Source organism: Sphingobium sp. TA15, assembly GCF_037101235.1.
GTDB lineage: Bacteria > Pseudomonadota > Alphaproteobacteria > Sphingomonadales > Sphingomonadaceae > Sphingobium > Sphingobium indicum.
In genome coordinates this window covers 1,323,658-1,349,366 of sequence record NZ_AP025355.1, presented here as the reverse complement: position 1 = coordinate 1,349,366, position 25,709 = coordinate 1,323,658, and the positions used below count along the sequence as shown (strand labels likewise).

Here is a 25,709-nt window from a genome sequence, read left to right as displayed (position 1 = left end):
TCATGCAGCATAAGTCGAAGTGCAGCCGGGCGATGGCCCTGCCCAACAGCGAGTTTCGCACGCGGGCGACCGAATATCTGGACTTTCTGGCCGCCTGGGTGAAAAAGCCGCGCCAGACCGCCTCGGTCGTGCCCAGCAGCCGCTATCTCGCCCGCCTGATGGTCGAACATATCGTCCCGGACGATGGCCGGGTTATCGAACTGGGCGGCGGCACGGGCGTCTTCACCCGCGCCATATTGGGCACCGGCCTGCCCCCCGAAAAGCTGGAGGTGGTGGAGATCAACCCGGCCTTCGCCCGCGGGCTGCGGCGGCATTTCCCCCATGTCTCCGTCCTCGAAACCCCCGCGCAGATCGTCTCCACGGCGACGGCGGGCGAAGCGGGCGAATATCAGTCGGTGATCAGCGGCCTGCCGCTGCTGGCCATGGACCGCCAGATGCACGCCGACATCTTGTCCGAAAGCTTCCGCATGCTGCGGCCGGGCGGGGCGTTCATCCAGTTCACCTATTCCCTGCGCCCGCCGGTCAACCGCGAGATATTGGATGCGCTGGACCTGGACGTCGTCCGCGTCGGCCAGACCGTCCGAAACTTCCCGCCAGCGACCGTCTTCCGCTTTTTCCGCAAAGGCGACTAGGCCGCGTGGACAAATCAGGAAATGCCTGGAAATGGCCATGAGCGGACATCATTTACCGTCACCCCGGACTTGATCCGGGGTCCCGCTTTCTTTCTGAGTCCGCGCCCAGCCCAAGGCAGCGGGACCCCGGATCAAGTCCGGGGTGACGAAATGGGAAACGTCCGCTCCCCACCCAAATCTCAGTCCGGCGAGGCTTGAATTTGTTCACGCGGCCTGGAGGGCGGTTGCGCGGCGCGGACGGCGCCCTATCTTTGCGCTTCAGCAAAAGGGGGCAATGCCGCGCATGGCATCCATCATCACTGTTTCCGGCCTGACCAAGAGCTATGCTTCGGGTTTTCAGGCGCTCAAGGGCGTCGACCTGGAGATCGAGGAGGGCGAGATTTTCGCGCTGCTCGGTCCCAATGGCGCGGGCAAGACCACCATGATCTCCATCATCTGCGGCAATGTCAGGGCGACCGGCGGCAGCGTCACCGTGGCGGGGCATGACATCGTCCGCGACTATCGCGGGTCGCGCTCCGCCATCGGCCTCGTGCCGCAGGAATTGCACACCGATGCGTTCGAGCGGGTGATCGACACCGTCACCTTCTCCCGCGGCCTGTTCGGCAAGCCGCGCAACGACGCCTATATCGAGAAGATATTGCGCGACCTGTCGCTGTGGGACAAGCGCCATAGCAAGATATTGGAACTGTCCGGCGGCATGAAGCGCCGCGTGATGATCGCCAAGGCGCTGTCCCACGAACCCCGCGTGCTATTCCTGGACGAACCGACCGCCGGGGTCGACGTCGAACTGCGCCGCGACATGTGGAAACTGATCGGCGAACTGCGCCAGACCGGCGTCACCATCATCCTCACCACCCATTATATAGAGGAGGCGGAGGAGATGGCCGACCGGGTCGGCGTCATCGACAAGGGCGAACTGATCCTGGTCGAGGAAAAGACCGTGCTCATGAAGAAGCTGGGCCGGAAGACGCTGACCGTCGTGCTGGCCGAACCGCTTGCCGCCGTGCCGCCGGAACTGGCCGAATGGCAGGTCGCGCTGAAGGCCGACGGGCATGAGATCGAATATGAATTCGACACCCGGGCGGAACGGACCGGCGTGTCGTCGCTGCTGCGCAGGCTGGGCGACCTCGGCATCGGCTACAAGGATCTCAACACGCAGCAGAGCAGCCTGGAGGACATCTTCGTCAGCCTGGTCCATCAGGAGAAGGCGGCATGAGCGGCTTCAATTCCCCGGGCGCGAGCCGTTTCAATTACCGCGCCATCTGGTCGATCTACAGGTTCGAACTGCATCGTTTCCGCCGCACGCTGCTGACCGGCCTGCTGGTGCCGGTGATCACTACCTCGCTCTATTTCGTAGTGTTCGGCGGCGCCATCGGTTCGCGCATGACGCAGATCGACGGCATTCCCTACGCCGCCTTCATCGTGCCCGGCCTGATCATGATGTCGATGTTCACCGAAAGCATCTTCAACGCCAGCTTCGGCATCTACATGCCCAAATTCACCGGCACCATCTATGAACTGCTGTCCGCGCCGGTATCGGCTGCGGAAACGATCATCGCCTATGTCGGGGCGGCGGCCACAAAGTCGCTGATCGTCGGCACGATCATCTTCCTGACCGCGCATCTGTTCGTGGACCTGCCCGTCGCCCATCCGCTGGCGATGGTGGGGTTCATGCTGCTGATCGCGATCAGCTTCTGCCTGTTCGGCTTCATCCTCGGCATATGGGCGCAGAGTTTCGAACAGTTGCAGGTGATCCCGCTGCTGATCGTCATGCCGATGACCTTCCTGGGCGGGGCCTTCTATTCCATCCACATGCTGGCCGAACCCTGGCGGACGATCACCCTGTTCAACCCTATCGTCTACCTGATCTCCGGCTTCCGCTGGACCTTCTTCGGACGCGGCGACGTGGGGATAGAATTCAGCCTGATCTTCGTCGCAGGTATGCTGGCCCTGTGCCTGGGCATCATCGGCTGGATGTTCCGGACGGGCTATCGTCTCAAGAAATAAGCGCAGGCGGCGTAATCCTATTCCTCCCCATCGAAAGATGGGGAGGGGGACCAGCCGCAGGCTGGTGGAGGGGAATGGGGCGCGACATCCGAATTTCCCCTCCACCACCGCCTTCGGCGGCGGTCCCCCTCCCCACGCTTCGCGCAGGGAGGATTTAATGACGGCCATCCCCCATCTCAACTCAACCGATCGATCGCATCCGCGTCCAACCCGCCGGGAATGATCATGATCGGGCAGGGCAGCTTGCCCGCATCTGCGCCCGCGAAGTGCGACACCAGAACCCCCGGATGCCCGCTGGCCGCCGCGCCCAGCACCAGCGCCGCGACGTCGTCCATCTCCTCCAGCGTATGGCGCACCACCGCCACCGGATCGCCCTGCCGCACGGTGATGCTGGGCCTTATGCCGGATTCGTCGGTCAACGTGCCCGCCGCGCTTGTCACCAGCGCTTCGGCGCGTTGCAGCGCCTCATCCTCCATCGTCGCCTGCACGCCGCCCCACTGGACGAACTCGGCGGGCGGGATAAGGGCCAGGATGCGGATCGCGCCCGCCGTCTTGGCGGCGCGCCGCGCCGCGAAACGGAGCGCCGTCTCCGCCTCGGGCGATTCGTCCACGACCACCAGATATGTCCGCATCCGCTGAATCCCTAAGGGGTAACGACCATTTGGCCTTCGGTCTCACAAGTCCGCGCTGAACCCATATGGTTCGCTGTGAACCAGTGTGGTGAAATGTGGCCGATTATGCGCGGGCGCGCAAGGCTTGGCCTTGACCGTTCCGGCCAAAGCGCCGAAACGAACCTCATTGCCCCCACGCCCGATAAGACGAGAGGCCTTCCACCCATGAGCAAAACGATCCAGATGCCCGCCCTTTCTCCAACGATGGAAGAAGGGACGCTGGCGAAATGGCTGGTGAAGGAGGGCGACACCGTCTCCTCCGGCGATCTGCTGGCGGAGATCGAGACCGACAAGGCGACGATGGAATTCGAAGCCGTAGACGAAGGCACCGTGGCCAAGATACTGGTGGCCGAAGGGTCGGAGGGGGTGAAGGTGGGCACCGTCATCGCCATCATCGCGGAGGAGGGCGAGGATCTGTCGCAAGCCGCCGCCGGTAATGCCGCTCCCAGCGCAGCGGCCCCCGCAGCAGGCCCTGCGCCCCAGGCCGATCCGGTGCCCGCCAAGGCCCCGGCGCCCGCGCCGAAGGCCGATCCCGCGCCGGCCAAGGCGACGGACGGCAGGGTGAAGGCCAGCCCGCTCGCCCGTCGCCTGGCCGAAGCCAAGGGGCTGGATCTTGCCGCCGTCACCGGCTCCGGTCCCAATGGCCGCATCGTGAAAGCCGACCTGGAGGGCGCCGCGCCCGTCGCCAAGACTGCCGTTCCGGCCGCCGCGCCTGCCGCTCCGCTCGCCGCCGCGCCTGCCGCCGCGCAGGATTTCGGCATCCCGCACGAGGTCATCAAGCTCAGCGGCATGCGCAAGACCATCGCGCGCCGCCTGACCGAATCCAAGCAGCAGGTGCCGCACATCTACCTGACCGTGGACGTGCAGCTCGACAAGCTGCTGAAACTGCGCGGCGAACTGAATGCGGGCCTGGCCTCGCGGGGCGTCAAGCTGTCGGTCAACGACCTGCTGATCAAGGCGCTGGGCGTGGCGCTGATCCAGGTGCCGGAATGCAACGTCCAGTTCGCTGGCGACCAGATGCTGAAATTCCAGCGAGCGGACATTTCGGTGGCCGTGTCCATCCCCGGCGGCCTCATCACCCCCATCGTGACGGAGGCGGACAGCAAGGGCGTCGCCGCCATCTCCACCGCGATGAAGGATCTCGCCGCCCGCGCCAAGGACGGCAAGCTAAAGCCGGAGGAATATCAGGGCGGCACCGCCTCGCTCTCCAACATGGGCATGTTCGGCATCAAGCAGTTCGAGGCCGTCATCAACCCGCCTCAGGGCATGATCCTGGCCATCGGCGCGGGCGAGAAGCGGCCCTTCGTCATCGATGACTCGCTCCAGATCGCGACCGTCATGTCCGCCACCGGCAGTTTCGACCACCGCGCCATCGACGGCGCTGACGGCGCCCGCCTGATGCAGGTCTTCAAGGAACTGGTCGAAAATCCGATCGGGATGCTCGCCTGATGGCCCGGGTGGATGAGCAGCCGCCGGTGGACAGCCCCGCCGTGCGCGTCATCGCCATGCCCGCCGACACCAATCCCTATGGGGATATTTTCGGCGGCTGGCTGATGAGCCTGATGGATTCCGCGGCGGGTTCCGTCGCCGCCCGCCACAGCCACGGCCGCGCGGTGACGATCGCCGTCGAGGGCATGACCTTCCTGCGCCCGGTGGTGGTCGGCGACGAGGTTTCGGTGTTCGCCAAGCTGGTTTCGGTGGGCCGCACCTCCATGAAGATAGAGGTCGAGGCGTGGCGGCGGACCCGCCATGACGACAGATCCTATCGCGTGACCAAGGCGACCTTCGCCTTCGTGGCGATCGGAGAGGATCGCCAGCCCCGTTCCGTGCCGCCCTTCACCGCGCCGGCGGCGTGACGAAATCATATAAAAGCGAGTTTGATCATGGCTGAGAATTACGATGTCATCGTTCTGGGCTCCGGCCCCGGCGGCTATGTGGCCGCAATCCGCGCCGCCCAACTGGGCCTGAAGACCGCCATTGTCGAGCGGGAGAATCTGGGCGGCATCTGCCTCAACTGGGGCTGCATCCCGACCAAGGCGTTGCTGCGTTCGGCGGAAATCTATCATTACATGCAGCATGCCGGGGACTATGGCCTGGCCGCGACCCAGATCAGCGCCGACATCGCGGCGGTGGTGAAGCGTTCGCGCGGCGTTGCCAAGCAGCTTAATCAGGGCGTCACGCACCTGATGAAGAAGAACAAGATCGCCGTCCATATGGGCGAGGGCAAGCTGGTCGCGAAGGGCAGGCTCAGCGTCACCAAGGATGGAAAGACCGATGAACTGACGGCGAAGAACATCATCATCGCCACCGGGGCGCGGGCGCGCGACCTGCCGGGCACGCCGACCGACGGCAAGCGCGTCTGGACCTACCGCCACGCCATGACGCCGCCCGAAATGCCGAGCAAGCTGCTGGTCATCGGATCGGGCGCCATCGGCATCGAGTTTGCCAGCTTCTATAACGATATGGGCGCCGACGTGACCGTGGTCGAGATGATGGACCGCATCGTGCCGGTCGAGGACGCCGATGTTTCGGCGTTCCTGGAAAAAGCGCTCAAGAAGCAGGGCATGACCATCCTGACCGGGGGCGGCGTCAGCGACATCCAGGTCGGCGCCAACGGTATCAAGGTCAAGTTGAAGGACAAGGCCGGCAAGGAAAGCGCCGCCGAATTCAGCCATATGATCGTCGCCATCGGCATCGTCCCCAATACGGAGAATATCGGCCTCAAGGAACTGGGCGTCGCCATGGACGAGCGCGGTTTCCTGAAGACCGACGAAATGTGCCGCACCAATGTCGAGGGCCTGTGGGCCATCGGCGACATCACCGCGCCGCCATGGCTGGCGCACAAGGCCAGCCATGAGGGCGTGATCGCGGCCGAAGCCATTGCCGGCAAGCATCCCCATGCCATGGACCCGCGAAATATTCCCGGTTGCACCTATTGCCATCCGCAGATCGCGTCTGTGGGCCTGACCGAAGCCAAGGCGAAGGAAGCCGGCTATGAGGTGAAGGTCGGCATGTTCCCCTTCATCGGCAACGGCAAGGCCATCGCGCTGGGCGAAGCGGAAGGCTTCACCAAGACGGTGTTCGACGCGAAGACGGACGAATTGCTGGGCGCGCACATGGTCGGCGCGGAAGTGACCGAGATGATACAGGGCTATACCATCGGCAAGACGCTGGAAACGACCGAGGCGGAACTGATGCACACCGTCTTCCCGCATCCGACCATCTCCGAATCGATGCATGAAAGCGTGCTCGCGGCTTATGGGCGCGCGCTCCATATCTGATCGGCGCATAGCCGTGGCGAAAGGCGCGGGGGCCCTTGTCCTCGCGCTTTTCTGCGTTTTGGGGATTGCGCTGGTCCAGCGGCAGGGATGGCTGGACGGGCTGAACGCCGGGCTGATGGGAATGGCCGGGCGGGCGCGGGACAGCGGGGCTGGAACCGCCGTCACCTGGATCATGCAACTGGCGTCGGCGGTCGGGGGGACGGCGGCCCGCTTCGCGCTGCTTGTGGCCTGCGTCATCGCGCTTTGGGGCATTGCGCGCAGGCGTGCCCTCTGGCTGCTGTGGGTGACGGTCGGCGGGACTTTGCTCAACCTCTCGCTCAAGCAGGTCTTTGCCGCGCCTCGCCCCGATCTGCTGCCGCATCTCGACCTTGTGCGCAGCTATGGGTTTCCGAGCGGTCATGCGGCGGGAAACATGATCTTCTTCGGGGCCTTGGCGATGCTGGCCGGGCGGCGCTCCGTCTATGTCGGCATGGGGCTGGCGATCGCGCTGATCGGGATCAGCCGGGTCTGGCTGGGCGTGCATTGGCCGAGCGATGTGCTGGCGGGATGGATCGAAGGGCTGGGATGGCTTGCGCTGTGCGGCATCTGGCTGCCGGCAGGAAGAGGGGTGGACGGGCGGATGGACGCAGGCGCGCCGGGCGATGAGCCGGCGCCCTTCCGTTGAAGGCGCATTGGGCGCGTTTTTGGAAAGTGGAGGCGGCCGGTCGATTTGGCGGCTCCGCCCGCTCGGCCCCGGCCCAAATCAGGATCAGCCCTCTTCCTCCATTTCCCGTTCCGCGGGCGGGTGCAGGCGCAGGCGGCTGACGCGGCGTCCGTCGCTGTCCAGGATTTCAAGTTTCCAGCCGCTTTGCGCATGCTCGACGATTTCGCCCGGTTCGGGAACGCGGCCCGCAATCACGAAGGCCAGGCCGCCCAGCGTGTCGACATCCTCCTCGACCTCCGCCAGCTTTTCGTCGATCTCCTTGGCGACATCCTCCAGTTCGGCGCGGGCGTCGGCCTCCCACAGGCCGCCATCCAGCGGAACCAGCATCGCTTCCGGCTCCTCGTCATGCTCGTCCTCGACCTCGCCGACGATCTCCTCGACCAGATCCTCGAAGGTGAGCAGCCCTTCGGTGCCCGAATATTCGTCGAGCACGATGGCGAGATGGGTGCGCTTGGCGCGCATTTCCGCGAGCAAGTCCAGCGCGCCCATGCTTTCGGGAACATAGAGCGGCTGGCGGATCAGCGGCTCCAGCCTGTCGGGCACCGGCGCCTTGCCCGCCAAGATGGCGAAGGCGTCGCGGATGTGGATCATGCCCACGATGGTGTCCAGATTTTCGCGATAGACGGGGATGCGGCTATGCCCCGCCTCCGCGAACAAGGCGGCAAGATCGGCGAAACTGGCATTTTCCTCTATGGCGATGATGTCCGCGCGGGGAACGGCCACGTCATCGACCGTATGTTCGGAAAAATGCAGGAGGTTGCGGACCATCTGGCGTTCGATGGCGGACAGGTCGCCCTTGGCGGGAGGGCTGGCGCCTTCCTCCTGCTCCTCCTCATCATATTCGTCGAGCGCATCCTCCAGCTCGCGGCGGAGGCTGTGGCTCTCCTCGTCTCCAAAGAGCAGCGATTTGAGGCCGTTCCATAACCCGCCCTCGTGGCTGCTACTGTCCGATTCCTTCGAACCGTTGCCGTCCTTGGGACTGCCTTCCGCCATCGTACTTCCTGTTTCCCTGTTCAGGGCATCGCGTCGAGCAGCCTGTCCTGATGCCCTGGAAGGGCAGGCGCCGGCCTTCCGCTAAAAGCGATGCCACAATATGTCACCGATCCCCATAGGGGTCGGAAATGCCGAGGCTGATCAGCGATTGCGTCTCCAGCGCTTCCATCGCTTCCGCCTCCGCGTCCTCCATATGATCATATCCCAGCAAATGAAAAGTCCCATGGACGATCAGGTGCGTGGCGTGATCGGCGACGGAGACGCCCTTTTCGGCGGCTTCCCTGGCGCAGACTCCCTCCGCCAGCACGATGTCGCCCAGCAGCACCTCTCCATCGTCGGTGTTGGCGGTGGTTTCCAGCAGGTCGGACTGCACCATGGGGAAGGACAGGACGTTGGTCGGCTTGTCCTTGTCCCGATAGGCGCGGTTGAGCTGGTGGACTTCCTCGTCGGTGGTGAGTTTGACCGCGACCTCGTACAACGCTTCATCCGCGGCGAACGCGGCATAGGGACTGTGCGTGATCGCGGCGACGACGGCCCGCTGGGCCAGCAATTCCCAGTCGGTATCTGGCCACCCCTGTTCGTGGAGGACGGCGACTTCGATCATTATAGCGGTTTCCGTTCGTGTCGGACGTGCATTTCAGGCATCCGGGCCTTCATAGGCCTGGACGATGCGGCCCACGACCGGGTGACGCACCACATCGCCGATGCCGAAGGGCACGACGGAAATGCCTTCCACCCCCTCCAGCCGCGCGACGGCGTCCGCCAGGCCGGAAATGCCAGGCTGCGGCAGGTCGACCTGACGCGGGTCGCCGCAAATGACCATGCGGCTGCCCTCGCCGAAGCGGGTCAGAAACATCTTCATCTGGGCGACGGTGGTGTTCTGCGCCTCATCCAGCACGATGAAGGCGTTGGACAGGGTTCGGCCGCGCATGAAGGCGAGGGGAGCGATCTCTATCTCGCCCGATGCGATGCGGCGTTCGACCTGCTCGGCCGGCAGCGTGTCGTAGAGCGCGTCGTAGATCGGGCGGAGATAGGGGTCGACCTTCTCCTTCATGTCGCCCGGCAGGAAGCCGAGGCGCTCGCCCGCTTCCACGGCGGGGCGGGAGAGGATCAGGCGGTCGACGCTGCCGGTGATGAGCTGGCTCACCGCCTGCGCGACTGCCAGATAGGTCTTGCCGGTGCCCGCCGGGCCAAGCGCGAAGATGATGTCGTTGCGGGTCAGCGCCTCCATGTACGTCACCTGCGTCGCGGAACGCGGGACGATGGTTTTCTTGCGCGTGCGGATCATGACCTTGGGCGGTTCGGCCACGTCATGGCGGATGATGCCGTCCAGCGTGGGTTCGGCGGACATGGCGATCACCGCGTCCACCGCGCCGGCGTCGATTTCCTGGCCGGCGACGATGCGGTTGTAGAGGCCGGTCATGACGTCGCGGGCCCTGGCGGCGGCTTCCGCCTCGCCCTCGATCTGCAGCTTGTTGCCGCGCGCCGCGATATAGACGCCCAGGCGGTTTTCGATGGCCACCAGATTCTGGTCATATTGGCCGAAAAGCGCGCCCAGCAGATGGGGGCGGTCAAAGGTTACTTCCAGCCGCGCGCGTTCGGCGACATCGGCGCGGTGGTTATGATGGGGTTTTTTCGACATTCAGCAGCCTCCCTTTCCATGCGTCCTACCCGTGTGATCGGGTATCCATCTCCTCTTCTTCCAGCCTGGCGGACAGGTTCGGAGATGGGTTCCCGTTGCCACGGGAACGACTGGGTTTGGGTTCAAGCGGCCTTCCTCCTGCTGGGTTGGCCGGCCAGACTGTTCGGACCGGCGCTGATGATATCGACTTCTACCATGTCCCCGATGGAAAGTTCCGGGGCGGTGACGTGGACGGACTGGAGCCAGGGCGTCTTGCCGATGAGCTGGCCGGGATGGCGGCCCTTGCGCTCCAGCAGGATGTCCGTGCGGCGGCCGACGGTGGCCGCGTTGAATTCCGCCTGGTGGCGGTTGATCAGCGACTGGAGCCGGGCGAGCCGCTCGTCCATGACCTCCGCCGGGATCTGCCCGTCCATGTCGGCGGCGGGCGTGCCGGGACGCGGGCTGTATTTGAAGCTGTAGCATTGCGCGTAGCGGACCTGCTCCACGATCTTCAGCGTATCCTCGAACTCGGCGTCGGTTTCGCCGGGAAAGCCGACGATGAAGTCGCCGGAGAGCGCGATGTCCGGCCGCGCCGCGCGCACGCGTTCGATGATGCGCAGATAGCTGTCGGCGCTGTGGCTGCGGTTCATTGCCTTCAGCACCCGGTCGTTGCCCGATTGCACCGGCAAATGGAGGAAGGGCATCAGCTTGGCCTCGTCGCCATGGGCGGCGATCAGCCCGTCGCTCATGTCGTTGGGATGGCTGGTGGTGTAGCGGATGCGTTTGAGCGCGTCGATCTTCGCCAGTTCGCGGACCAGGCCGTCCATGCCCTGCATCCGGCCCTTGTCGTCCTCGCCGGTCCAGGCGTTGACGTTCTGGCCCAGCAGCGTGATCTCCCCCACGCCGCCGTCGACCAGCGCCTTCGCTTCGTCCAGGATGGCGGACCAGCTTCGGCTGATCTCCGCGCCGCGCGTATAGGGCACCACGCAATAGGTGCAGAATTTGTCGCAGCCCTCCATGATCGTCAGGAAAGCGGTGGGCCGCGCCTGCCTGGACCGCGAGGGCAGGGCGCCGAACTTGGATGCCAGCGGCATGTCGGTGTCGACGGCCTGCTCGCCGCGACCCGCCCGGTCGATCAGGTCGGGCAGGCGGTGATAGGCCTGCGGTCCGACGACGATGTCGACATTGCGGGCGCGGCGCTGGATTTCGCCGCCCTCCGCCTGCGCGACGCAGCCGGCGACCGCGATCATCGGGCGGCTGCCGTCCTCGCGGGTCATTCGGCCGATGTCGGAATAGACCTTGTCCACCGCCTTTTCGCGGATGTGGCAGGTGTTGAGGATGACCAGATCCGCCTCGGCCCCGTCGGCCGCGGCTGTCATGCCGCGCTCGCCCAGCAGTTCGGCCATGCGCTCGCCATCATAGACGTTCATCTGGCAGCCGAAGGATTTGACGTGGAATGTCGCTGGAGTCTTTTGGGCGTCGTACCGATTCATGCGATCCAGCTATACAAGGCGCGCGCCTCAAGTAAAAGGCGGCAGGTGGGCGGCGATGCTGGCAGCTATTCTTTCCCGGCTCATCGCGGCCAAAGCCTTGCGATCAGGGCAGATTGCCGGATCGAACGGCTCCAGGAAGCGCAAGGTTAGGTCCAGCCTGCCCTTGCGTTCCAGCAATCTTTTCACGTTCGCGCCCGCCGGTTCGTCGCTGTGCCAACTGATTTCGGCGGTCGCCGGGCCATAGTCGATATGGACGGGCTGGATTCGCACCGATCGCGGAGGGGGCAGGAGGACGGCGAGCAGGGACGGCTTGAACGGCAGGACGCCGGCGCCGTCGCTGGTGGTGCCTTCCGGAAAAAGCGCCACGGGTTGATGCCCGGCCAAGGCGGCCCGCAGGGCGTCGAGCTGCGAAGAGAGCGCGCCGCGGCGGTCGCGGGCGATGAAAAGCGTGTAGTTCTGCGCGGCAAGCCAGCCGATGACCGGCCAGCGCGCAATGCCGTCATGCGCGACGAAGGCTGCTCCGGTCGCGCCCCCAAGCGCCAATATGTCCACCCAACTGACGTGATTGGCGATGATGAAGCTGTCGCCTTCAAAAGGATGGCCGTCTATCCGCACTCGGGCGCCGACGGAACGTGCCGCCAGCGCCAGAAAGCGCGGCGGCCAGGGCGAACGGCGGCCGGCCGCGCGCCACAGCAGATGCGGGATCAGACAGAGCAGCAGGCTGGCGCCCAGGGCCGCCAGGCGCATGATGCGGCGAAGTGCGGCCAAGCTGTCTCAGCTCTTGCGGTCGAGCGCCACGCCGTACAATTCCATCCGGTGGTCGACCAGCCGGAAGCCGAGCTTTTCGGCGATCTGCTTCTGAAGCTGCTCCAGTTCGGGATCGACGAATTCGATGACATTGCCGGTTTCGACATCGATCAGATGGTCGTGATGGGATTCGGGCGCCGCCTCATAACGGGCGCGGCCGTCCCCGAAATCGTGCCGGTCCAATATGCCCGCTTCCTCGAACAGGCGGACGGTGCGGTACACGGTGGCGATCGAAATGCCCGGATCGATGGCCGCGGAGCGCCTGTGCAGTTCCTCCACGTCCGGGTGATCGGTGGAATCGCTCAGCACCTGGGCGATGACGCGGCGCTGTTCGGTGATGCGCAGGCCCTTTTCATGGCAAAGGGCTTCGACGTCGATCTTGCGGTTCATGCAGGCTCACTTGGCTGGAATTCATGTGGACCGGAAAGAACCTAGCGGCTTTCCTCCCACTATAAAAGGGGCGCGCAGCCGGCGCACCCCTTTCATGGACTTTTGATTGTATCCGGAGCGCTTATTTTGGCGCGCGGACGCGGCGGCGCTTGGTGCCCAGGCCGATCTTCTTGGCCAGGCTGCGGCGCTGTTCGGCATAGTTGGGCGCCACCATCGGATAGTCCGCCGGCAGGCCCCATTTGGCCCGATAATCTTCCGGCGTCATCTGATAATGAGTCATCAGGTGGCGCTTGAGCATCTTCAGCTTCTTGCCGTCTTCCAGGCAGATGATGTAGTCGGGCTTGATCGAAGAACGGACCGAAACGGCGGGTTCGGGCTTCACTTCCGGGGCGGCCGCCGGCGTCGCCAGGCCTGAAAGCGCTGCGTGGACATTCTGGATCAAGGTAGATACGTCTGAGACGGCGACGCTGTTGTTCGAGACATGGGCCGCGACAATATCCGACGTCAAAGTAATGAGCAGTTCGCTCTGCGCTGATTCGATTTCCATTTCTTTTCCCTGCGGAGGCTATTGGTTGCGCGACCCGCCCAAGGAAAATCATTTCAGGAGCGGTACAGGTCAGCTATACCGATGGTTTCTGTTTTGCAAGGGCGGATTTAAATCATCTGAGCATGTCGATACGAAAGCTGAGCGCATCATGAAGTTGTCCATCGTTGCCGCGATAGTAACCAGGGCGGCGATGTACATATTCGAACCCGGCTTTTTCATATAGCCTTATTGCCGTATTCGACGCGCGAACTTCCAGATTCATCGACGTAATGCCCCGCCTGCGCGCTGTCCTGAGGCTGTCGAGCAGCAGGGCCTCCCCAATGCCCCGTCCGCGCCACAGCGGGCTGACGGCCAGCAGCAGCAATTCGCATTCGTCGAGCACCGACCGCACGAGCGCGAAACCCACGGGCGCGGCGTCGATCCTTGCGATGGTGAGCCAGGTTCCCGGCATCGTCATCACCCCGGCGAGCTGCGGCAGGGTCCATGCTTCGCCGAAGGCCGGGTCGAAGGCGCGCCCCATGATCTCCATGGCGTCGCTCATCGCGTTGCGCTCTCCCTCCTCATAGGTCTTGAGCGTCAGGCCCGGCGTCATGACGCGGACCGTTCCGTCATCGGCCGCGCATCGGCGCCGCGGCAATAAATGGGGGAGGGCGGGAGCGGGGGAAGCCCGGCGACCAGCGGATAGTCGGCGGCATCGGGATAGAGGCTGATCGCCGCGCCATGCCCGCGCGCCGTCACCAGCGTTTCGGCGCCGGTGCCGTAGAGCGTGGGCTGCGCGAGTTGCTGCGCCAGTTCCGCAATCGGCGTGGAGGCGGGCGGGGTGAGCGGCGCGAGTTCCGCTGAGAAGACCTGCCAGAACAGTTCGCCGTGGCCGCCCGTGATGGTGACGGTCACCGGCCCGCCCTCATGATTCCCGGCCATGGCCCTGGCCGCGATCATGGCGAGCGCGCCATAGCCGTGCAGCGGAATGCCCCAGGCCAGCGCCAGCGCCCGCGCGGCCGCGATGCCGATGCGCACGCCCGTGAAGCTGCCGGGGCCGACATCCACCGCGATCGCATCCGCCCGGCCGCCGTCGGGCAAGGCGGCGATGGCGGGCAGCAGCGCTTCGGCATGGCCGCGCCCGACGATTTCATGAAAATGGCCTATGGGCGCGCCGTCATCGAGCAGCGCCACGGACAGCGCCTGTGTCGCGGTGTCGATGACCAATATGCGCAAAGAAAACCCCTGTAGACCGCTCGCCCGACGCGATGCCCGGTTCTGCGGTTAATCGATCGGCACGGCTTTGCCAATTCTTCCCGGCCAACTGTTCGCCGCTCAGACGGCGCGAACCTCCGTCACTTCGGGCACATAATGCTTGAGCAGTTGTTCGATCCCGTTCTTCAGCGTCGCCGTGGAGGACGGGCAGCCCGAGCAGGCGCCCTGCATGCGCAGATAGACGGTGCCCTTGTCGAAGCCGCGATAGATGATGTCGCCGCCGTCATTGGCCACGGCCGGGCGGACGCGGGTGTCGATCAGCTCGCGGATCTGCGCGACGATCTCCTCATCCTCCGGGTCGTCGGCGAACTCCTCCTCCTGCGGGACGAAGATTTCACCGGCGGAACCGGGCCTGAACAGCGGCATGTTGGCGGAAAAATGTTCGAGCAGGATGGAAAGTATGTCGGGCTTCACATCGCTCCACTGCGCGCCGGGCGCGATGGTGACGGAAATGAAGTCTCCGCCGAAGAAGACGCCGGTCACGTCGCCCAGGCCGAACAGGGCATCGGCCAGCGGCGAAGCCTCCGCCTCTTCGGGCGTGGCGAAATCGCGGGTGCCCATGCCCATGACCACGCGGCCGGGGATGAACTTGACGGTGGCCGGATTGGGCGTCGCTTCTGTCTCGATCAACATGCGCGCTATGTGGAGAGAAGACTGCGCAAGATCAAGCATTCGTGCTAAATTGACTCGCGCAAATCCCTTGGCGCCCTCGATTGAGTCCCGCCTGAGATCGAAGGGAGAGAGAAGATGAACAATGAAGCCGACATTCGCCACCGCTTCTGGACGGAATTGTCGCAAAGCCCGTTCCTGATGGTGGAGCTGAAAGGGTCGCCGGATCACGGCATGCCCATGACGGCGCAGCTCGACCCCGGCGCGAACCACTGTTTCTGGTTCTACACGACGCGGGAGAACCGGCTGGCAAGGGGCGGACCCGCCATGGCGCAGTTCGTGGGCAAGGGGCATTTCCTGTTCGCCTGCATCGACGGCACCCTGGTCGAGGAGACGGACCCGGCGGTGATCGACCGATATTGGACCCGTGACGTGGCGAGCTGGTACCCCGGCGGACGGCAGGACCCGCATCTGATGATGCTTCGCTTCGATCTTGGCCGCGCGGAAATCTGGCGCGCGGACATGTCGCTGCGCGGCATGTTCCGGCAGATGTTCGGCGGAGACGTGCGCGAGGAAATGCGAAGCAAGCATGTGGAGTTGACGCTGTAGCGAAGAGGCGAAAGGCGCCCCTTGCTTTTTCCCGGCATTCCCGCCATATGCGCTGCAACGCAGCAGTGGGCTTCACGCCCCTTCCAGCGATTGGCAGCGTGATCGCTTCGGCCCGAACGGGCATCGGGGCCGGCCAATGAAAGTCTGCGCCAAGCTTTGAGGCTTCCCTTTTCACGCGGGTCGTTTCGTAACCCGCCTTGCGTCCCGGCCGTGCCGGAAGACGCCGGGGCCCATTCGTGAGTTATCATCCATGCAATTTACCGACCTTGGCCTTGCCGAGCCGATCCTGAAGGCGCTGGCCGCCAAGAAATATGCCTCGCCGACGCCGATCCAGGCGCAGGCCATCCCCGTGCTGCTGAAGGGCAAGGACCTGTGCGGCATCGCGCAGACCGGCACCGGCAAGACCGCTGCCTTCGCGCTGCCCAGCCTTGACCATTTCGCCCGCAATCCCAAGCCGACGCCGCTCCAGGGCTGCCGCATGCTGGTGCTGTCGCCGACGCGCGAACTCGCCGCGCAGATCGCGCAGAGCTTCCGCGACTATGGCCGCTTCCTGAAGCTGTCCGTGGAGGTCGTGTTCGGCGGCGTGCCGATCAACCGGCAGATCCGGGCGCTGGGGCGCGGCGTCGACATCGTCGTGGCGACGCCGGGCCGTCTGCTCGACCTGATCGACCAGCGCGCCTTCACCATCAAGGACACCGAGATATTCGTCCTCGACGAAGCCGACCAGATGATGGACATGGGCTTCATCCACCCGTTGAAGCGCATCGCCAAGCTGCTGCCGAAGGAGCGGCAGAACCTCTTCTTCTCCGCCACCATGCCGGGCGAGATCGAGGCGCTGGCCAGCCAGTTCCTGCACGATCCGGTCAAGGTGAGCGTCGCGCCGCAGTCGACCACGGCGGAGCGGGTCCGGCAGCAGGCTACCTTCGTCAACCAGATGGAGAAGCAGGCTCTGCTGAACCTGACGATCCGGAGCGAGGATATCGACCGCGCGCTGATCTTCACCCGGACCAAGCATGGCGCCGACCGGGTCGTGCGATTCCTGGAAGGGGCGGGGATTCAGGCCGTCGCGATCCACGGCAACAAGAGCCAGGCGCAGCGGACCACGGCGCTCCAGGCTTTCCGCCACGGCCATGTGAAGCTGCTGGTGGCGACCGACATCGCGGCGCGGGGGATCGACGTTTCGGGCGTGTCCCACGTCATCAATTTCGAACTGCCCAATGTGCCGGAACAATATGTCCACCGCATCGGCCGCACGGCGAGGGCCGGGGCGGAGGGCGTCGCGATCAGCTTCGTGGCGGACGACGAGCGGCCTTATCTGAAGGCCATCGAGCGGACGACCAAGGTGAAGCTCGACGTCGTGCCGCTGCCGGAGAATTTCGTGGAGGCGGTGCGCAACCTTCCCAAGGCCGCGCCGCAGCGCAAGGGCCGGGAACAGACGCCGGAACAGAAGACGCGACGCGCCGAGGGCCAGCGCCGCTATCAGGACCAGCAGAAGCAGCCGCGCGGCAATGCCGAACGGGCGCATCGGCCGGACGGCGAGGCGGCGAACCCTGCCAGGAAGAATTTTCGCCGCCGCCGCGGCGGCAGCGCTGTCGGCGCGCACAAGGGCGCGGTCCAGAAGACCGGCGGACGGTGAGGTGAAAACCGGCGGGTTGGCTGAAAGGACCGCTGGTTGAATGACATCCGATGTGTTCCTGCGCAGGCAGGAACCCAGTCCCGCCGTTGACCTGCCGCTCTATCGTTCGAACTGTTCCTGCCTGCGCAGGAACACCGGCCTCTCTTCACAGGGTCGGTCTGCTCTTTGTCAGTGGCCATTCAGGAAAATCTCTTTAGGCTGCCCGGCCATGAGCTTTCCTTTCCGGCGTTCCGCCGCTTCGCTGTCCGTCCTTGCCCTGCTGCTTTCGGGAATGTCTGCGCCCCTCGGGGCGAGGACGGACCCGACTGCCGCGTCCCCGACGCCGGGTTCCAGCCAGGCGCAGGTCAGGCCATGGCTCTATGAGAACAGCGATGTGCCGATCGATCCGGCCTGGCGTTTCGGCACGCTCTCCAACGGCGTGCGCTATGCGGTGCGGCGCAACGGCGTGCCTCCCGGGCAGGTGTCGGTCCGGCTGCGGATAGACGCCGGCTCGTTGATGGAGCAATCCGACGAGCTGGGATATGCCCATTTCATGGAGCATCTGACCTTCCGCGGCTCCCGACACGTGCCGGACGGCGAGTCCAAGCGCATCTGGCAGCGGCTGGGCGTCACCTTCGGCAGCGACAGCAATGCGCAGACGACGCCGACCGGCACTACCTATGCGCTCGACCTGCCGCAGGCGACGCAGGCCAGCCTGGGCGAAAGCATGAAGATCCTGGCCGGCATGATGGCCGATCCCAATATCGTCGAGGGCGCCGTCAATGCCGAGAGGGCCGTGGTGCTGGCGGAAAAGCGGGAAAGCGACGGGCCGCAGATGCGGATTTCCGATGCGACCAGACAGCATTTCTTCGCCGGCCAGCCGCTGGCGGACCACAGCCCCATCGGCACGGTGGCGACGCTGAACGCGGTCACGGCGGCGAAGATGGAGGCGTTTCACCAGCGCTGGTATCGCCCGGAAAATGCGGTGATCTCCATCGCGGGCGACATCGATCCGGCTATGGCCGAACAGTTGATCAAGGATAATTTCGGTTCCTGGACAGTGCCCGGAAAGGGCGCGCCGCTGCCCAATTTCGGGGAGCCAGATCCCAGCGCGCCCGCCACCAGGGTGACGGTGGAGCCGGGCGCGCCGACAGGCCTCACCATGGCCTGGCTGCGCCCGTGGAGGCCGCGTGCCGACACCATCGTCTACAATCAGGACAAGCTGACCGACATGCTGGCGCTGCAGATCATCAGCCGCCGCCTGGAACAGGCGGCGCGCAGCGGCGGCAGTTTCCTTCAGGCCAACGCGGATCAGCAGGACGTCAGCCGGTCCGCCGACGGTACCTTCGTCACCATCGTGCCCACGGGGGATAATTGGGAAAGGGCGCTGGGCGACGTCCGCGCGATCATAGAGGACGCCAAGGCCGCGCCGCCCAGCCAGGTCGAAATCGACCGCGAATATGCCCAGATGGACACCGCGCTCGCGATCCAGGTCGAAAATGCCGATACGGAGGCGGGCGCCAAGCAGGCGAGCGACCTGGTGAGCGCGGTCGACATTCGCGAAACCACGGTCAGCCCGCAGGCCGCGCTGGACATCTTCCGATCCGGCAAGCCGGGCATGACGCCGCAGAAGATATGGGATTCGACGCGGCGGCTCTTTTCCGCCGGCGTCTTCCGCGCCCACCTGATCAGCGGCAAGGTTCAGCCGGGCGTGGACGCGAAGCTGGCCGCCGCCGTCGCCGCGCCGGTAAAGGCGGCGACCAATGCCCGGCTGGCGGACAAGGCCGTGACCATGGCCGACCTGCCGAAGCTAGGCGCGCCGGGCAAGGTCGTGTCGCGCGCGCCCATCGGCCTGCCGGGGATGGAAAGCATCGCCTTTTCCAACGGCGTCAAGCTGACCCTGTTCGCCAATGACGCAGAGACGGAGAAGGTGCGGATCAACGTCCGCTTCGGCCATGGCCAGCAGGCCTTCTCCCCGACCCGGCCCGCGCCGGGCTGGGCGGCCGATTATGCGCTGGTGGCGAGCGGGATCGGAAAGCTCGGCCAGCGGGAACTGGACGACCTGACCAATGGGCGTCGCATGGGCATGGATTTCTCCATCGACGACGATGCCTTCGAAATGCAGGCCGTGACTCGGCCGGCGGACTATAAGGACCAGTTGCTGCTGTTCGCGACCAAGCTGTTCGCGCCCGGATGGGATCCGGCGCCGATCGCGCGGGTCAAGACGGGGGCGGGGGTCGCCTATGACGCCATGGAGCGGGCGCCGGATTCCGTGCTGGCGCGCGACCTCAACTGGTTGCTGCATGACAAGGACGTGCGGTTCCGCACCCCGTCGCGGGCAGAGATCGACGCGCTGACGCCGCAGGCCTTTCGCGCCACATGGGAACCGCTGCTGGCGTCCGGCCCCATCGAAATCCAGATTTTCGGCCAGGTCAAGGCGGACGACGCCATCGCCGCGGTGGCGGCGACCTTCGGCGCGCTGCCGCAGCGGACCGACCTGCCGGTGCCTGCCGCGAACAAGCTCATGCGCTTTCCCGCCCATGTGGAGACGCCGGTGATCCTGCGGCACAAGGGCGACAAGGAACAGGCGGCGGCGGTCATGGCCTGGCCCACGGCGGGCGGTTTCGAGCTGACGAAGGAAGCGCGGCAATTGGAAATCCTGACGCAGATATTCAACGATCGGCTGTTCGACAAGCTGCGCTCGACCGAGGGCGCGGCCTATTCGCCCAGCGTCCAGAATAGCTGGCCCTTCTCCTATGAGAGCGGCGGCTACATCCTGGTGACGAGTCAGGTGCGTCCGGATCGGGTCAATTATTTCTACGGCGTGGTGAAGGACACGGCGGCGGACCTCGCCGCGAACCCGGTGAGCGAGGACGAATTGCAGCGCGCCGTCGCGCCGATGCGGCAGTTGCTGATGCGGGCCGGGACAGGCAACGCCTTCTGGATGAACCAGATGGAGGGCGCCACCCACGATCCGCGTTATGTGCAGGCGATGCAGACCATGGCGCAGGACATGCTGACCGTCACGCCGGCCGATATTCAGGCGCTTGCGGCCAAATATCTGGTGCCGGGCAGAAGCTGGTCGGCGGTCGTGCTGCCCGACGGCGTTCGCGCTGAATAAAGGCTCAGGCCGGGGCCTGGGCGCGTCCCGATTGTTCCAGCAACTGGCTGTAGAGGCGCACATATTCCATGTGGATCGCGCGAATCTCCGGATTGCGGGAACGGGCCGCGAGCCTGCGATTGCGATCCAGCCGCGCCTCGAAATAGCTGCGGTTGAATGCCGTGTCGATGTTCATTTTCTGCCTCCCGAAGCGATTTGGAGGCGAGAATGTTCTTGGGTGCCGAAAGTTGCCGCGCTGCATCGGCATATCTGTTGCAACGCGGCGGAATGAGCCCAGGCCGAGCCGGACCGAAGGGAGCGCCTTCAATCCATGGCGCGAAGCGCTGCGACGATCATGACGGCCGTGCATTTGGCGGTGCGCTCGGCGCTGATGACCGGCCCGGACAGGCTGCGATGACCCAGGCCGAACAGGCAGGCGAGCATCATTTCCTCCGCGCTTTTCAGCGCTTCGCCCGATAGCCTGGGATTGGCGGCGCAGGCGAAATCGGCCAGGGAATCGCGAAAGCCCTGGCACATGTCCGTAATCATGTCCGCGACCCGTGCATTGCGGAATCCCTCAGCCATGATGTCGAAGGACAGGGCTTCATGCGGATTGTCCATCACGTCCAGCAGCAGCAGTTCGAAGGTCCGCTCTATGCTGATCTCGCCGGCGTCGAGCCGCTTGCGCAAGCTCAATATCGTGGCTTCCCGTTCCCGCGCATCGCCTTTCACGATCGCCTCGATGATGTCTTCCTTGCCCTTGAACAGGCGATAGATCTGGCCGATCGACACATGGGCCGCGGCCGCCAGTTCGGCCACCGCGCTCTGATGAAAGCCCTTGGCGGCGAACAGCTCGCGGGCCGCATTCAATATGCGGTCCCTGGCGCCGCCTTCATGTTGCAATGCAACCAAAAATATTCACCCTGGCCCTTTTTTACCCTTGAACAAATTGTGGCATGTTCCTACCTGCGCCGCAACTGGAATGAACGTTCATTCCAAAAAGAATGCCATCATTGGAAACGGAGCGCCGACCGATGCAAAAGGGGATATTTGTCGGACTGCTCGTCTGCGCGTCTGTGCTGAGGCTGGGCGGCTGTGGTGAGCAGCAGCCGCCCGCGCCGCCGCCGCCTGCGGTTGGCGTGGTGAAACTTTCGGTGGAAAACGCGCCTCTCACGGCCGAGCTTCCCGGTCGCATCGCGGCGGTGGAAACGGCGGAGGTCCGGCCGCAGATCAATGGCGTCATCCGCCGTCGCCTGTTTACCGAGGGCGCCTTGGTGCGTGCCGGCCAATTGCTCTACGAGATCGAGGACGCACCCTATCGCGCGGCTGTGGCCCAGGCGCAGGGCGCCTTGGCGCGGGCGCAGGCATCGATCCGGGCGACCGCCCTTCAGGCGCAGCGCTATCAGGGCCTGGTGGGCATCAACGCCGTCAGCCGGCAGGAGGCCGACAATGCCGCCGCCGCCGCCCAGCAGGCCCGCGCCGATGTCGCGGCGCAACGGGCGGCGGTGCAGGCGGCGCAGGTGAACCAGGATTTCACGCGCATAAGGGCGCCGATCTCCGGACGGATCGGCCGTTCGCTGTTCACGCCGGGCGCGCTGGTGCAGGCGGGGCAGGCGGACCCGTTGGCGACGATCCAGCGGACCGACATTGTCCATGTCGACCTGACCCAGTCGGCCGCGCAGATCATCGACCTCAAGCAGGCGATGCAGGCGGGCGGCGTCAGTGCGGCCGATGGGGCGCGGGTGCAATTGCTGCTTCCCAACGGCAGCGTCTATCCGATCGAGGGGCGCCTGCAATTTTCCGAAGTGACGGTCGATCCCAGTTCCGGCGCGGTGACTTTGCGGGCGACCTTCGCCAATCCGGACGGGCTGTTGCTGCCGGGCATGTATGTGCGCGCCAGGCTGGTCGAGGGCCAGCGCAGGCAGGCGATCCTGGCGCCGCAGCAGGGCATTGCGCGCGACGCGCGGGGCCGGGCCACCGCCATGGTCGTGGGCGCGGGCAACAAGGTGGAGCTTCGCCAGGTCGAAACCGACCGGGCCGTGGGCGACAGGTGGATCGTCACCAAGGGGCTGAAGGCGGGAGACAGGCTGATCGTCGAGGGCCTGGTGAACCTGCGGCCCGGAACGGTCGTGAAGCCGGGCGCGCCGCAGCAGGTGACGGCCGTCGACAAGCAGGCGAATGCCGGCGGGGCGAACTGAGCGATGGCGCGCTATTTCATCGACAGGCCCATCTTCGCATGGGTCATCGCCATCGTCATCATGCTGGCCGGTGCCTTGGCGCTGCGGTCCTTGTCCGTGGCGCAATTCCCGGAGATCGCGCCGCCCGCGGTGACCGTGTCCACCAGCTATCCCGGCGCGAACGCCCAAACGCTGGAAAGCACGACGACGCAGGTGATCGAGCAGCAGCTCAAGGGGCTCGACCATCTCCGCTATTTCTCTTCCAGCAGCGATTCGGCCGGCAATCTGACCATCACCCTGACATTCGAGCAGGGCACGGACCCCAACATCGCGCAGGTCCAGGTGCAGAACAAGCTGGCCCAGGCCACCCCCCTGCTGCCGCAGGAAGTGCAGCAGCAGGGGCTTCGCGTCACCAAATCGACCGCCACATTCCTGATGGTGATGGCGGTCTATTCCGATGACGGCATTCACGACCAACTGGATGCGGGCGACTTCATCGCCTCCTCGCTCCAGGATCCGATCAGCCGCGTCGACGGCGTGGGCGACACCCAGCTATTCGGGTCGCAATATGCGATGCGCATCTGGCTCGACCCCTATAAGATGGCCAATCTGGGCATCACCGCCGGCGATGTGAAATCGGCCATCCGCGCGCAGAATGCGCAGGTTTCGGCTGGGCAGATCGGCGGCGCGCCATCGCCCCGCGGCCAGGCGATGAACGCCACCGTGACGGCGCAGTCGCGGCTCAAGACGCCCGAAGAGTTCCGCCAGATCCGCTTGCGCAGCAACGGCAACGGGTCCGTCGTTTATCTGTCGGACGTCGCCAAGGTGGAACTGGGCGCGGAAAATTACAGCTTCCGATCCAGGTTCAACGGCCATCCCGCCGCCGGCTTCGCCATCAAGCTGGCTCCCGGCGCCAATGCGCTGGATACGGTCGAGGGCGTAAAGAGCCGGGTGAAGGAACTGTCCAAAACCTTTCCGGCCTGGGTCAGATATGATTTCCCGGTGGACAATTCGACCTTCGTGAAGCTGTCGGTGGAACAGGTCATCCACACCCTGTTCGAGGCGATCCTGCTGGTCTTCGTGGTGATGTTCCTGTTCCTGCAGAACTGGCGCGCCACGCTGATCCCCACCATCGCGGTGCCGGTGGTGCTGCTGGGGTCGCTCGCGATCCTCTATGCGGCGGGCTTCACTATCAACACGCTGACGCTGTTCGGCATGGTGCTGGCCATCGGCCTGCTGGTCGACGACGCCATCGTCGTGGTCGAAAATGTGGAGCGCATCATCCAGGAGGAGGGGCTCAGTCCGCGGGAGGCGGCCAGGAAGTCGATGGACGAGATCAGCGGGGCGCTGGTCGGCATCGGCCTGGTGCTGTCGGCTGTGTTCCTGCCCATGGCCTTCTTCGGCGGGTCGACCGGCGTGATCTTCCGCCAATTTTCCATCACGATCGTGTCCGCGATGGTGCTGTCGGTGCTGATCGCGTTGATCCTGACTCCGGCGCTCTGCGCGACGATCCTTCGGCCCAAGGGGCAAAGCCATGTCTGGACCGGCCCTTTGGGGTCGCGCTTCGGCCGCTTCTTCGACTGGTTCAACCGGACCTTCGACCGCAATGTCGCGCGTTATGGCGCGACCGTGGAGAAGGTCGAACGCCACTGGGGGCGGACGATGCTGGTCTATGCGCTGATCGTCTTCGGCATGGGGCTGATCTTCCTGCGCCTGCCCGGCGGTTTCCTGCCCGATGAGGATCAGGGGGTCATCATCAACCAGGTTTCGCTTCCCACGGGATCGACGCTGGAGGAAACCGAACGCACGCTGGCCAAGGTCCGCGATCATTATATGATCGGGGAGAAGGGGAACGTCGCCGCCGTCTTCACCGTCCCTGGTTTCGGCTTCGTGGGACAGGGGCAGAATGTCGGCATCACCTTCGTCCGGCTGAAGCATTGGTCGAAGCGCGAGGGCGCCCGGAACAGGGCCTCAGCCATCGCCCTGCGCGCCAATGGCGCCTTCCGCAAGATTGCGGCGGGCATGGCGATCGCCTTCGTGCCGCCGGCCGTGCAGGAATTGGGCAATGCCACCGGCTTCGACTTCCAGCTTGTCGACGTGGGCGGCCTGGGCCATGACAGGATGCTGGAAGCGCGCAACCAGTTGCTGGGCATGGCCATGGCCGACAAGCGGCTGGCGCAGGTGCGCCCCAACGGCCTGGAGGACACGCCGCAGCTCAAGCTGAACGTTGATCAGGCGGCTGCGGGCGCGCTGGGCATCGCCCAGTCCGACGTCAACGATACGATCAGCACGGCGATGGGCAGCAGCTATATCAACGACTTCATCGACCGCGACAGGGTGAAGCGCGTCTATGTGCAGGCCGATGCGCCGTTCCGCACCACGCCGGATTCGATCGGCGTGCTGCATGTTCGGGGCAGCAGCGGCGCGATGGCGCCGATCTCCTCCTTCGCGACGACCGAATGGACGCGTGGTCCGGCCAAGCTGGAACGCTTCAACGGCGTGCCGTCGATGCAGATCATGGGCGCGCCCGCGCCGGGGGTTTCGACCGGCGAGGCGATGAAGGCGATGGAGGAAATCGCGGCCAAGCTGCCGGCCGGCGTCGGCTATGAATGGAACGGCATTTCCTATGAGGAGCAGACCTCCGGCGGGCAGGCGCCGGCGCTCTATGCGCTGTCCATGCTGATCGTGTTCCTTTGCCTGGCCGCGCTGTATGAAAGCTGGTCGGTGCCGATCGCGGTCATGCTGGTGGTGCCGCTGGGCGTGTTCGGCGCGGTGCTGGCGGCGATGCTGGTCGGGCTGAACAACGACATCTACCTTCAGGTCGGGCTGATCACGACCATCGGCGTGTCGGCCAAGAACGCCATCCTGATCGTCGAATTCGCCGAGGAGAAGATGCGCGAAGGCCTGCCGCCCGCGCGGGCGGCGCTGGAGGCGGGCAAGCTGCGCCTGCGGCCGATCCTGATGACCAGCTTCGCCTTCGTCTTCGGCGTTCTGCCGCTGGCGCTGGCGAAGGGTGCAGGGGCGGGTGGCCAGAACGCCATCGGCTGGGCTGTGGTCGGCGGCATGCTGTCCGCGACGGTGCTCGCCATCTTCTTCGTGCCGGTCTTCTTCACCTTCGTGAAGCGCCTGTTCCGCGAACATCATGGCAAGGGAAGCGGGCATCAGGGCAGCGCCTTGCCGGGTCCGCAGGAGGCATGAGG

25 protein-coding genes are annotated in these 25,709 nt (G+C 65.1%); 12 read left to right on the top strand and 13 right to left on the bottom strand.

Going from position 1 to position 25,709, the window contains the following annotated elements:
• Window positions 1-2: 2 nt before the first annotated feature.
• The 3 genes from Sj15T_RS06820 (at window position 3) to Sj15T_RS06810 (ending at window position 2,639) form a co-directional block, all read left to right on the top strand.
• Window positions 3-632 carry a methyltransferase domain-containing protein gene (locus tag Sj15T_RS06820; RefSeq protein WP_007684998.1) on the top strand — a complete coding sequence of 210 codons (630 nt, stop codon included), beginning with the start codon at window positions 3-5 and terminating at the stop codon, window positions 630-632.
• A gap of 283 nt (window positions 633-915) precedes the next feature.
• Window positions 916-1,848, top strand: a complete 933-nt coding sequence (locus tag Sj15T_RS06815) for an ABC transporter ATP-binding protein (protein WP_013040355.1) — start codon at window positions 916-918, stop codon at window positions 1,846-1,848.
• A complete protein-coding gene (locus Sj15T_RS06810; protein WP_013040354.1) occupies window positions 1,845-2,639 on the top strand; it encodes an ABC transporter permease in 795 nt (264 codons plus the stop codon). Before Sj15T_RS06815 ends, Sj15T_RS06810 begins: the two co-directional genes overlap by 4 nt.
• Before the next feature lie 176 nt (window positions 2,640-2,815).
• Here Sj15T_RS06810 and Sj15T_RS06805 read toward each other — a convergent pair whose 3' ends face one another.
• Window positions 2,816-3,271 (bottom strand): universal stress protein, encoded by a 456-nt coding sequence (locus Sj15T_RS06805; RefSeq protein WP_007685004.1) that lies wholly within the window; start codon window positions 3,269-3,271, stop codon window positions 2,816-2,818.
• Between the two features lie 204 nt (window positions 3,272-3,475).
• Here Sj15T_RS06805 and Sj15T_RS06800 point away from each other — a divergent pair, with 204 nt between their 5' ends.
• From Sj15T_RS06800 to Sj15T_RS06785, 4 genes are read left to right on the top strand one after another with little or no spacing between them, the layout of a single operon-like run.
• A complete protein-coding gene (locus tag Sj15T_RS06800; protein ID WP_013040353.1) occupies window positions 3,476-4,759 on the top strand; it encodes a pyruvate dehydrogenase complex dihydrolipoamide acetyltransferase in 1,284 nt (427 codons plus the stop codon).
• Window positions 4,759-5,166, top strand: a complete 408-nt coding sequence (locus Sj15T_RS06795; RefSeq protein WP_007685008.1) for an acyl-CoA thioesterase — start codon at window positions 4,759-4,761, stop codon at window positions 5,164-5,166. Before Sj15T_RS06800 ends, Sj15T_RS06795 begins: the two co-directional genes overlap by 1 nt.
• Window positions 5,167-5,193: 27 nt before the next feature.
• Window positions 5,194-6,591: a dihydrolipoyl dehydrogenase gene (lpdA, locus tag Sj15T_RS06790; RefSeq protein ID WP_041385932.1), complete on the top strand. Its 1,398-nt coding sequence runs from the start codon at window positions 5,194-5,196 to the stop codon at window positions 6,589-6,591.
• Window positions 6,569-7,255 carry a phosphatase PAP2 family protein gene (locus Sj15T_RS06785; protein WP_041385931.1) on the top strand — a complete coding sequence of 229 codons (687 nt, stop codon included), beginning with the start codon at window positions 6,569-6,571 and terminating at the stop codon, window positions 7,253-7,255. Before lpdA ends, Sj15T_RS06785 begins: the two co-directional genes overlap by 23 nt.
• Before the next feature lie 84 nt (window positions 7,256-7,339).
• On the opposite strand, the gene Sj15T_RS06780 is transcribed toward Sj15T_RS06785, so the two are convergent.
• From Sj15T_RS06780 to Sj15T_RS06735, 10 genes are all read right to left on the bottom strand, one after another.
• Complete coding sequence (locus Sj15T_RS06780) at window positions 7,340-8,287, bottom strand: hemolysin family protein (protein ID WP_007685013.1); 948 nt, start codon at window positions 8,285-8,287, stop codon at window positions 7,340-7,342.
• A 103-nt stretch (window positions 8,288-8,390) separates the two neighbouring features.
• Window positions 8,391-8,891, bottom strand: a complete 501-nt coding sequence (gene ybeY, locus Sj15T_RS06775) for an rRNA maturation RNase YbeY (RefSeq protein WP_007685015.1) — start codon at window positions 8,889-8,891, stop codon at window positions 8,391-8,393.
• A 33-nt stretch (window positions 8,892-8,924) separates the two neighbouring features.
• Window positions 8,925-9,929: a PhoH family protein gene (locus Sj15T_RS06770; RefSeq protein ID WP_007685017.1), complete on the bottom strand. Its 1,005-nt coding sequence runs from the start codon at window positions 9,927-9,929 to the stop codon at window positions 8,925-8,927.
• 122 nt (window positions 9,930-10,051) lie between these two features.
• Window positions 10,052-11,401 (bottom strand): tRNA (N6-isopentenyl adenosine(37)-C2)-methylthiotransferase MiaB, encoded by a 1,350-nt coding sequence (gene miaB / locus Sj15T_RS06765; protein WP_013040349.1) that lies wholly within the window; start codon window positions 11,399-11,401, stop codon window positions 10,052-10,054.
• A gap of 27 nt (window positions 11,402-11,428) precedes the next feature.
• Window positions 11,429-12,169: a lysophospholipid acyltransferase family protein gene (locus tag Sj15T_RS06760; protein WP_013040348.1), complete on the bottom strand. Its 741-nt coding sequence runs from the start codon at window positions 12,167-12,169 to the stop codon at window positions 11,429-11,431.
• Between the two features lie 6 nt (window positions 12,170-12,175).
• Window positions 12,176-12,598 (bottom strand): Fur family transcriptional regulator, encoded by a 423-nt coding sequence (locus tag Sj15T_RS06755; protein ID WP_007685023.1) that lies wholly within the window; start codon window positions 12,596-12,598, stop codon window positions 12,176-12,178.
• A 121-nt stretch (window positions 12,599-12,719) separates the two neighbouring features.
• A complete protein-coding gene (locus Sj15T_RS06750) occupies window positions 12,720-13,145 on the bottom strand; it encodes a MucR family transcriptional regulator (RefSeq protein ID WP_007685024.1) in 426 nt (141 codons plus the stop codon).
• A gap of 112 nt (window positions 13,146-13,257) precedes the next feature.
• A complete protein-coding gene (gene rimI / locus Sj15T_RS06745) occupies window positions 13,258-13,737 on the bottom strand; it encodes a ribosomal protein S18-alanine N-acetyltransferase (protein ID WP_013040347.1) in 480 nt (159 codons plus the stop codon).
• Window positions 13,734-14,360 (bottom strand): tRNA (adenosine(37)-N6)-threonylcarbamoyltransferase complex dimerization subunit type 1 TsaB, encoded by a 627-nt coding sequence (gene tsaB / locus Sj15T_RS06740; protein ID WP_013040346.1) that lies wholly within the window; start codon window positions 14,358-14,360, stop codon window positions 13,734-13,736. The genes rimI and tsaB overlap by 4 nt, the downstream gene beginning before the upstream one ends.
• A 99-nt stretch (window positions 14,361-14,459) precedes the next feature.
• Complete coding sequence (locus tag Sj15T_RS06735; RefSeq protein WP_007685030.1) at window positions 14,460-15,032, bottom strand: NifU family protein; 573 nt, start codon at window positions 15,030-15,032, stop codon at window positions 14,460-14,462.
• Window positions 15,033-15,146: 114 nt separating this feature from the next.
• Here Sj15T_RS06735 and Sj15T_RS06730 point away from each other — a divergent pair, with 114 nt between their 5' ends.
• The 3 genes from Sj15T_RS06730 to Sj15T_RS06720 all read left to right on the top strand — a co-directional run bounded on the left by Sj15T_RS06730 (window position 15,147) and on the right by Sj15T_RS06720 (window position 20,353).
• Window positions 15,147-15,617 (top strand): pyridoxamine 5'-phosphate oxidase family protein, encoded by a 471-nt coding sequence (locus Sj15T_RS06730; RefSeq protein ID WP_013040345.1) that lies wholly within the window; start codon window positions 15,147-15,149, stop codon window positions 15,615-15,617.
• A gap of 250 nt (window positions 15,618-15,867) precedes the next feature.
• Window positions 15,868-17,253, top strand: a complete 1,386-nt coding sequence (locus Sj15T_RS06725; RefSeq protein WP_013040344.1) for a DEAD/DEAH box helicase — start codon at window positions 15,868-15,870, stop codon at window positions 17,251-17,253.
• 208 nt (window positions 17,254-17,461) lie between these two features.
• Window positions 17,462-20,353 (top strand): M16 family metallopeptidase, encoded by a 2,892-nt coding sequence (locus Sj15T_RS06720; RefSeq protein ID WP_013040343.1) that lies wholly within the window; start codon window positions 17,462-17,464, stop codon window positions 20,351-20,353.
• Window positions 20,354-20,357: 4 nt separating this feature from the next.
• Here the strand turns inward: Sj15T_RS06720 and Sj15T_RS06715 are convergent, their stop codons facing one another.
• Together Sj15T_RS06715 and Sj15T_RS06710 are read right to left on the bottom strand one after the other, a co-directional pair.
• On the bottom strand, window positions 20,358-20,528 hold the full coding sequence (locus Sj15T_RS06715; protein ID WP_007685038.1) for a hypothetical protein: 171 nt from the start codon (window positions 20,526-20,528) through the stop codon (window positions 20,358-20,360).
• 128 nt (window positions 20,529-20,656) lie between these two features.
• Entirely contained in the window at window positions 20,657-21,244 is a 588-nt protein-coding gene (locus tag Sj15T_RS06710; RefSeq protein ID WP_338756216.1) for a helix-turn-helix domain-containing protein, read from the bottom strand.
• Between the two features lie 122 nt (window positions 21,245-21,366).
• On the opposite strand from Sj15T_RS06710, the gene Sj15T_RS06705 reads away from it, so the two are divergent.
• Both Sj15T_RS06705 and Sj15T_RS06700 read left to right on the top strand, forming a co-directional pair.
• Entirely contained in the window at window positions 21,367-22,530 is a 1,164-nt protein-coding gene (locus tag Sj15T_RS06705) for an efflux RND transporter periplasmic adaptor subunit (RefSeq protein ID WP_013040341.1), read from the top strand.
• A gap of 3 nt (window positions 22,531-22,533) precedes the next feature.
• The gene (locus Sj15T_RS06700) at window positions 22,534-25,707 is read left to right on the top strand and encodes an efflux RND transporter permease subunit (RefSeq protein WP_013040340.1); all 3,174 of its coding nucleotides are present in this window, start codon (window positions 22,534-22,536) and stop codon (window positions 25,705-25,707) included.
• Window positions 25,708-25,709 lie beyond the last annotated feature (2 nt).

Bases quoted from the DNA above. Each gene is read 5' to 3' on its own strand.
- Sj15T_RS06705 (WP_013040341.1), top strand. From the start codon at position 21,367: ATGCAAAAGGGGATATTTGTCGGACTGCTCGTCTGCGCGTCTGTGCTG.
- Sj15T_RS06815 (WP_013040355.1), top strand. From the start codon at position 916: ATGGCATCCATCATCACTGTTTCCGGCCTGACCAAGAGCTATGCTTCG.
- miaB (WP_013040349.1), bottom strand. From the start codon at position 11,401: ATGAATCGGTACGACGCCCAAAAGACTCCAGCGACATTCCACGTCAAA.
- Sj15T_RS06750 (WP_007685024.1), bottom strand. From the start codon at position 13,145: ATGGAAATCGAATCAGCGCAGAGCGAACTGCTCATTACTTTGACGTCG.
- Sj15T_RS06735 (WP_007685030.1), bottom strand. From the start codon at position 15,032: ATGTTGATCGAGACAGAAGCGACGCCCAATCCGGCCACCGTCAAGTTC.
- Sj15T_RS06715 (WP_007685038.1), bottom strand. From the start codon at position 20,528: ATGAACATCGACACGGCATTCAACCGCAGCTATTTCGAGGCGCGGCTG.
- Sj15T_RS06800 (WP_013040353.1), top strand. From the start codon at position 3,476: ATGAGCAAAACGATCCAGATGCCCGCCCTTTCTCCAACGATGGAAGAA.
- Sj15T_RS06725 (WP_013040344.1), top strand. From the start codon at position 15,868: ATGCAATTTACCGACCTTGGCCTTGCCGAGCCGATCCTGAAGGCGCTG.
- Sj15T_RS06700 (WP_013040340.1), top strand. From the start codon at position 22,534: ATGGCGCGCTATTTCATCGACAGGCCCATCTTCGCATGGGTCATCGCC.
- Sj15T_RS06780 (WP_007685013.1), bottom strand. From the start codon at position 8,287: ATGGCGGAAGGCAGTCCCAAGGACGGCAACGGTTCGAAGGAATCGGAC.
- Sj15T_RS06730 (WP_013040345.1), top strand. From the start codon at position 15,147: ATGAACAATGAAGCCGACATTCGCCACCGCTTCTGGACGGAATTGTCG.
- Sj15T_RS06770 (WP_007685017.1), bottom strand. From the start codon at position 9,929: ATGTCGAAAAAACCCCATCATAACCACCGCGCCGATGTCGCCGAACGC.
- lpdA (WP_041385932.1), top strand. From the start codon at position 5,194: ATGGCTGAGAATTACGATGTCATCGTTCTGGGCTCCGGCCCCGGCGGC.
- Sj15T_RS06785 (WP_041385931.1), top strand. From the start codon at position 6,569: ATGGGCGCGCGCTCCATATCTGATCGGCGCATAGCCGTGGCGAAAGGC.
- Sj15T_RS06720 (WP_013040343.1), top strand. From the start codon at position 17,462: ATGAGCTTTCCTTTCCGGCGTTCCGCCGCTTCGCTGTCCGTCCTTGCC.
- Sj15T_RS06755 (WP_007685023.1), bottom strand. From the start codon at position 12,598: ATGAACCGCAAGATCGACGTCGAAGCCCTTTGCCATGAAAAGGGCCTG.
- Sj15T_RS06810 (WP_013040354.1), top strand. From the start codon at position 1,845: ATGAGCGGCTTCAATTCCCCGGGCGCGAGCCGTTTCAATTACCGCGCC.
- rimI (WP_013040347.1), bottom strand. From the start codon at position 13,737: ATGACGCCGGGCCTGACGCTCAAGACCTATGAGGAGGGAGAGCGCAAC.
- Sj15T_RS06820 (WP_007684998.1), top strand. From the start codon at position 3: ATGCAGCATAAGTCGAAGTGCAGCCGGGCGATGGCCCTGCCCAACAGC.
- Sj15T_RS06795 (WP_007685008.1), top strand. From the start codon at position 4,759: ATGGCCCGGGTGGATGAGCAGCCGCCGGTGGACAGCCCCGCCGTGCGC.
- ybeY (WP_007685015.1), bottom strand. From the start codon at position 8,891: ATGATCGAAGTCGCCGTCCTCCACGAACAGGGGTGGCCAGATACCGAC.
- Sj15T_RS06805 (WP_007685004.1), bottom strand. From the start codon at position 3,271: ATGCGGACATATCTGGTGGTCGTGGACGAATCGCCCGAGGCGGAGACG.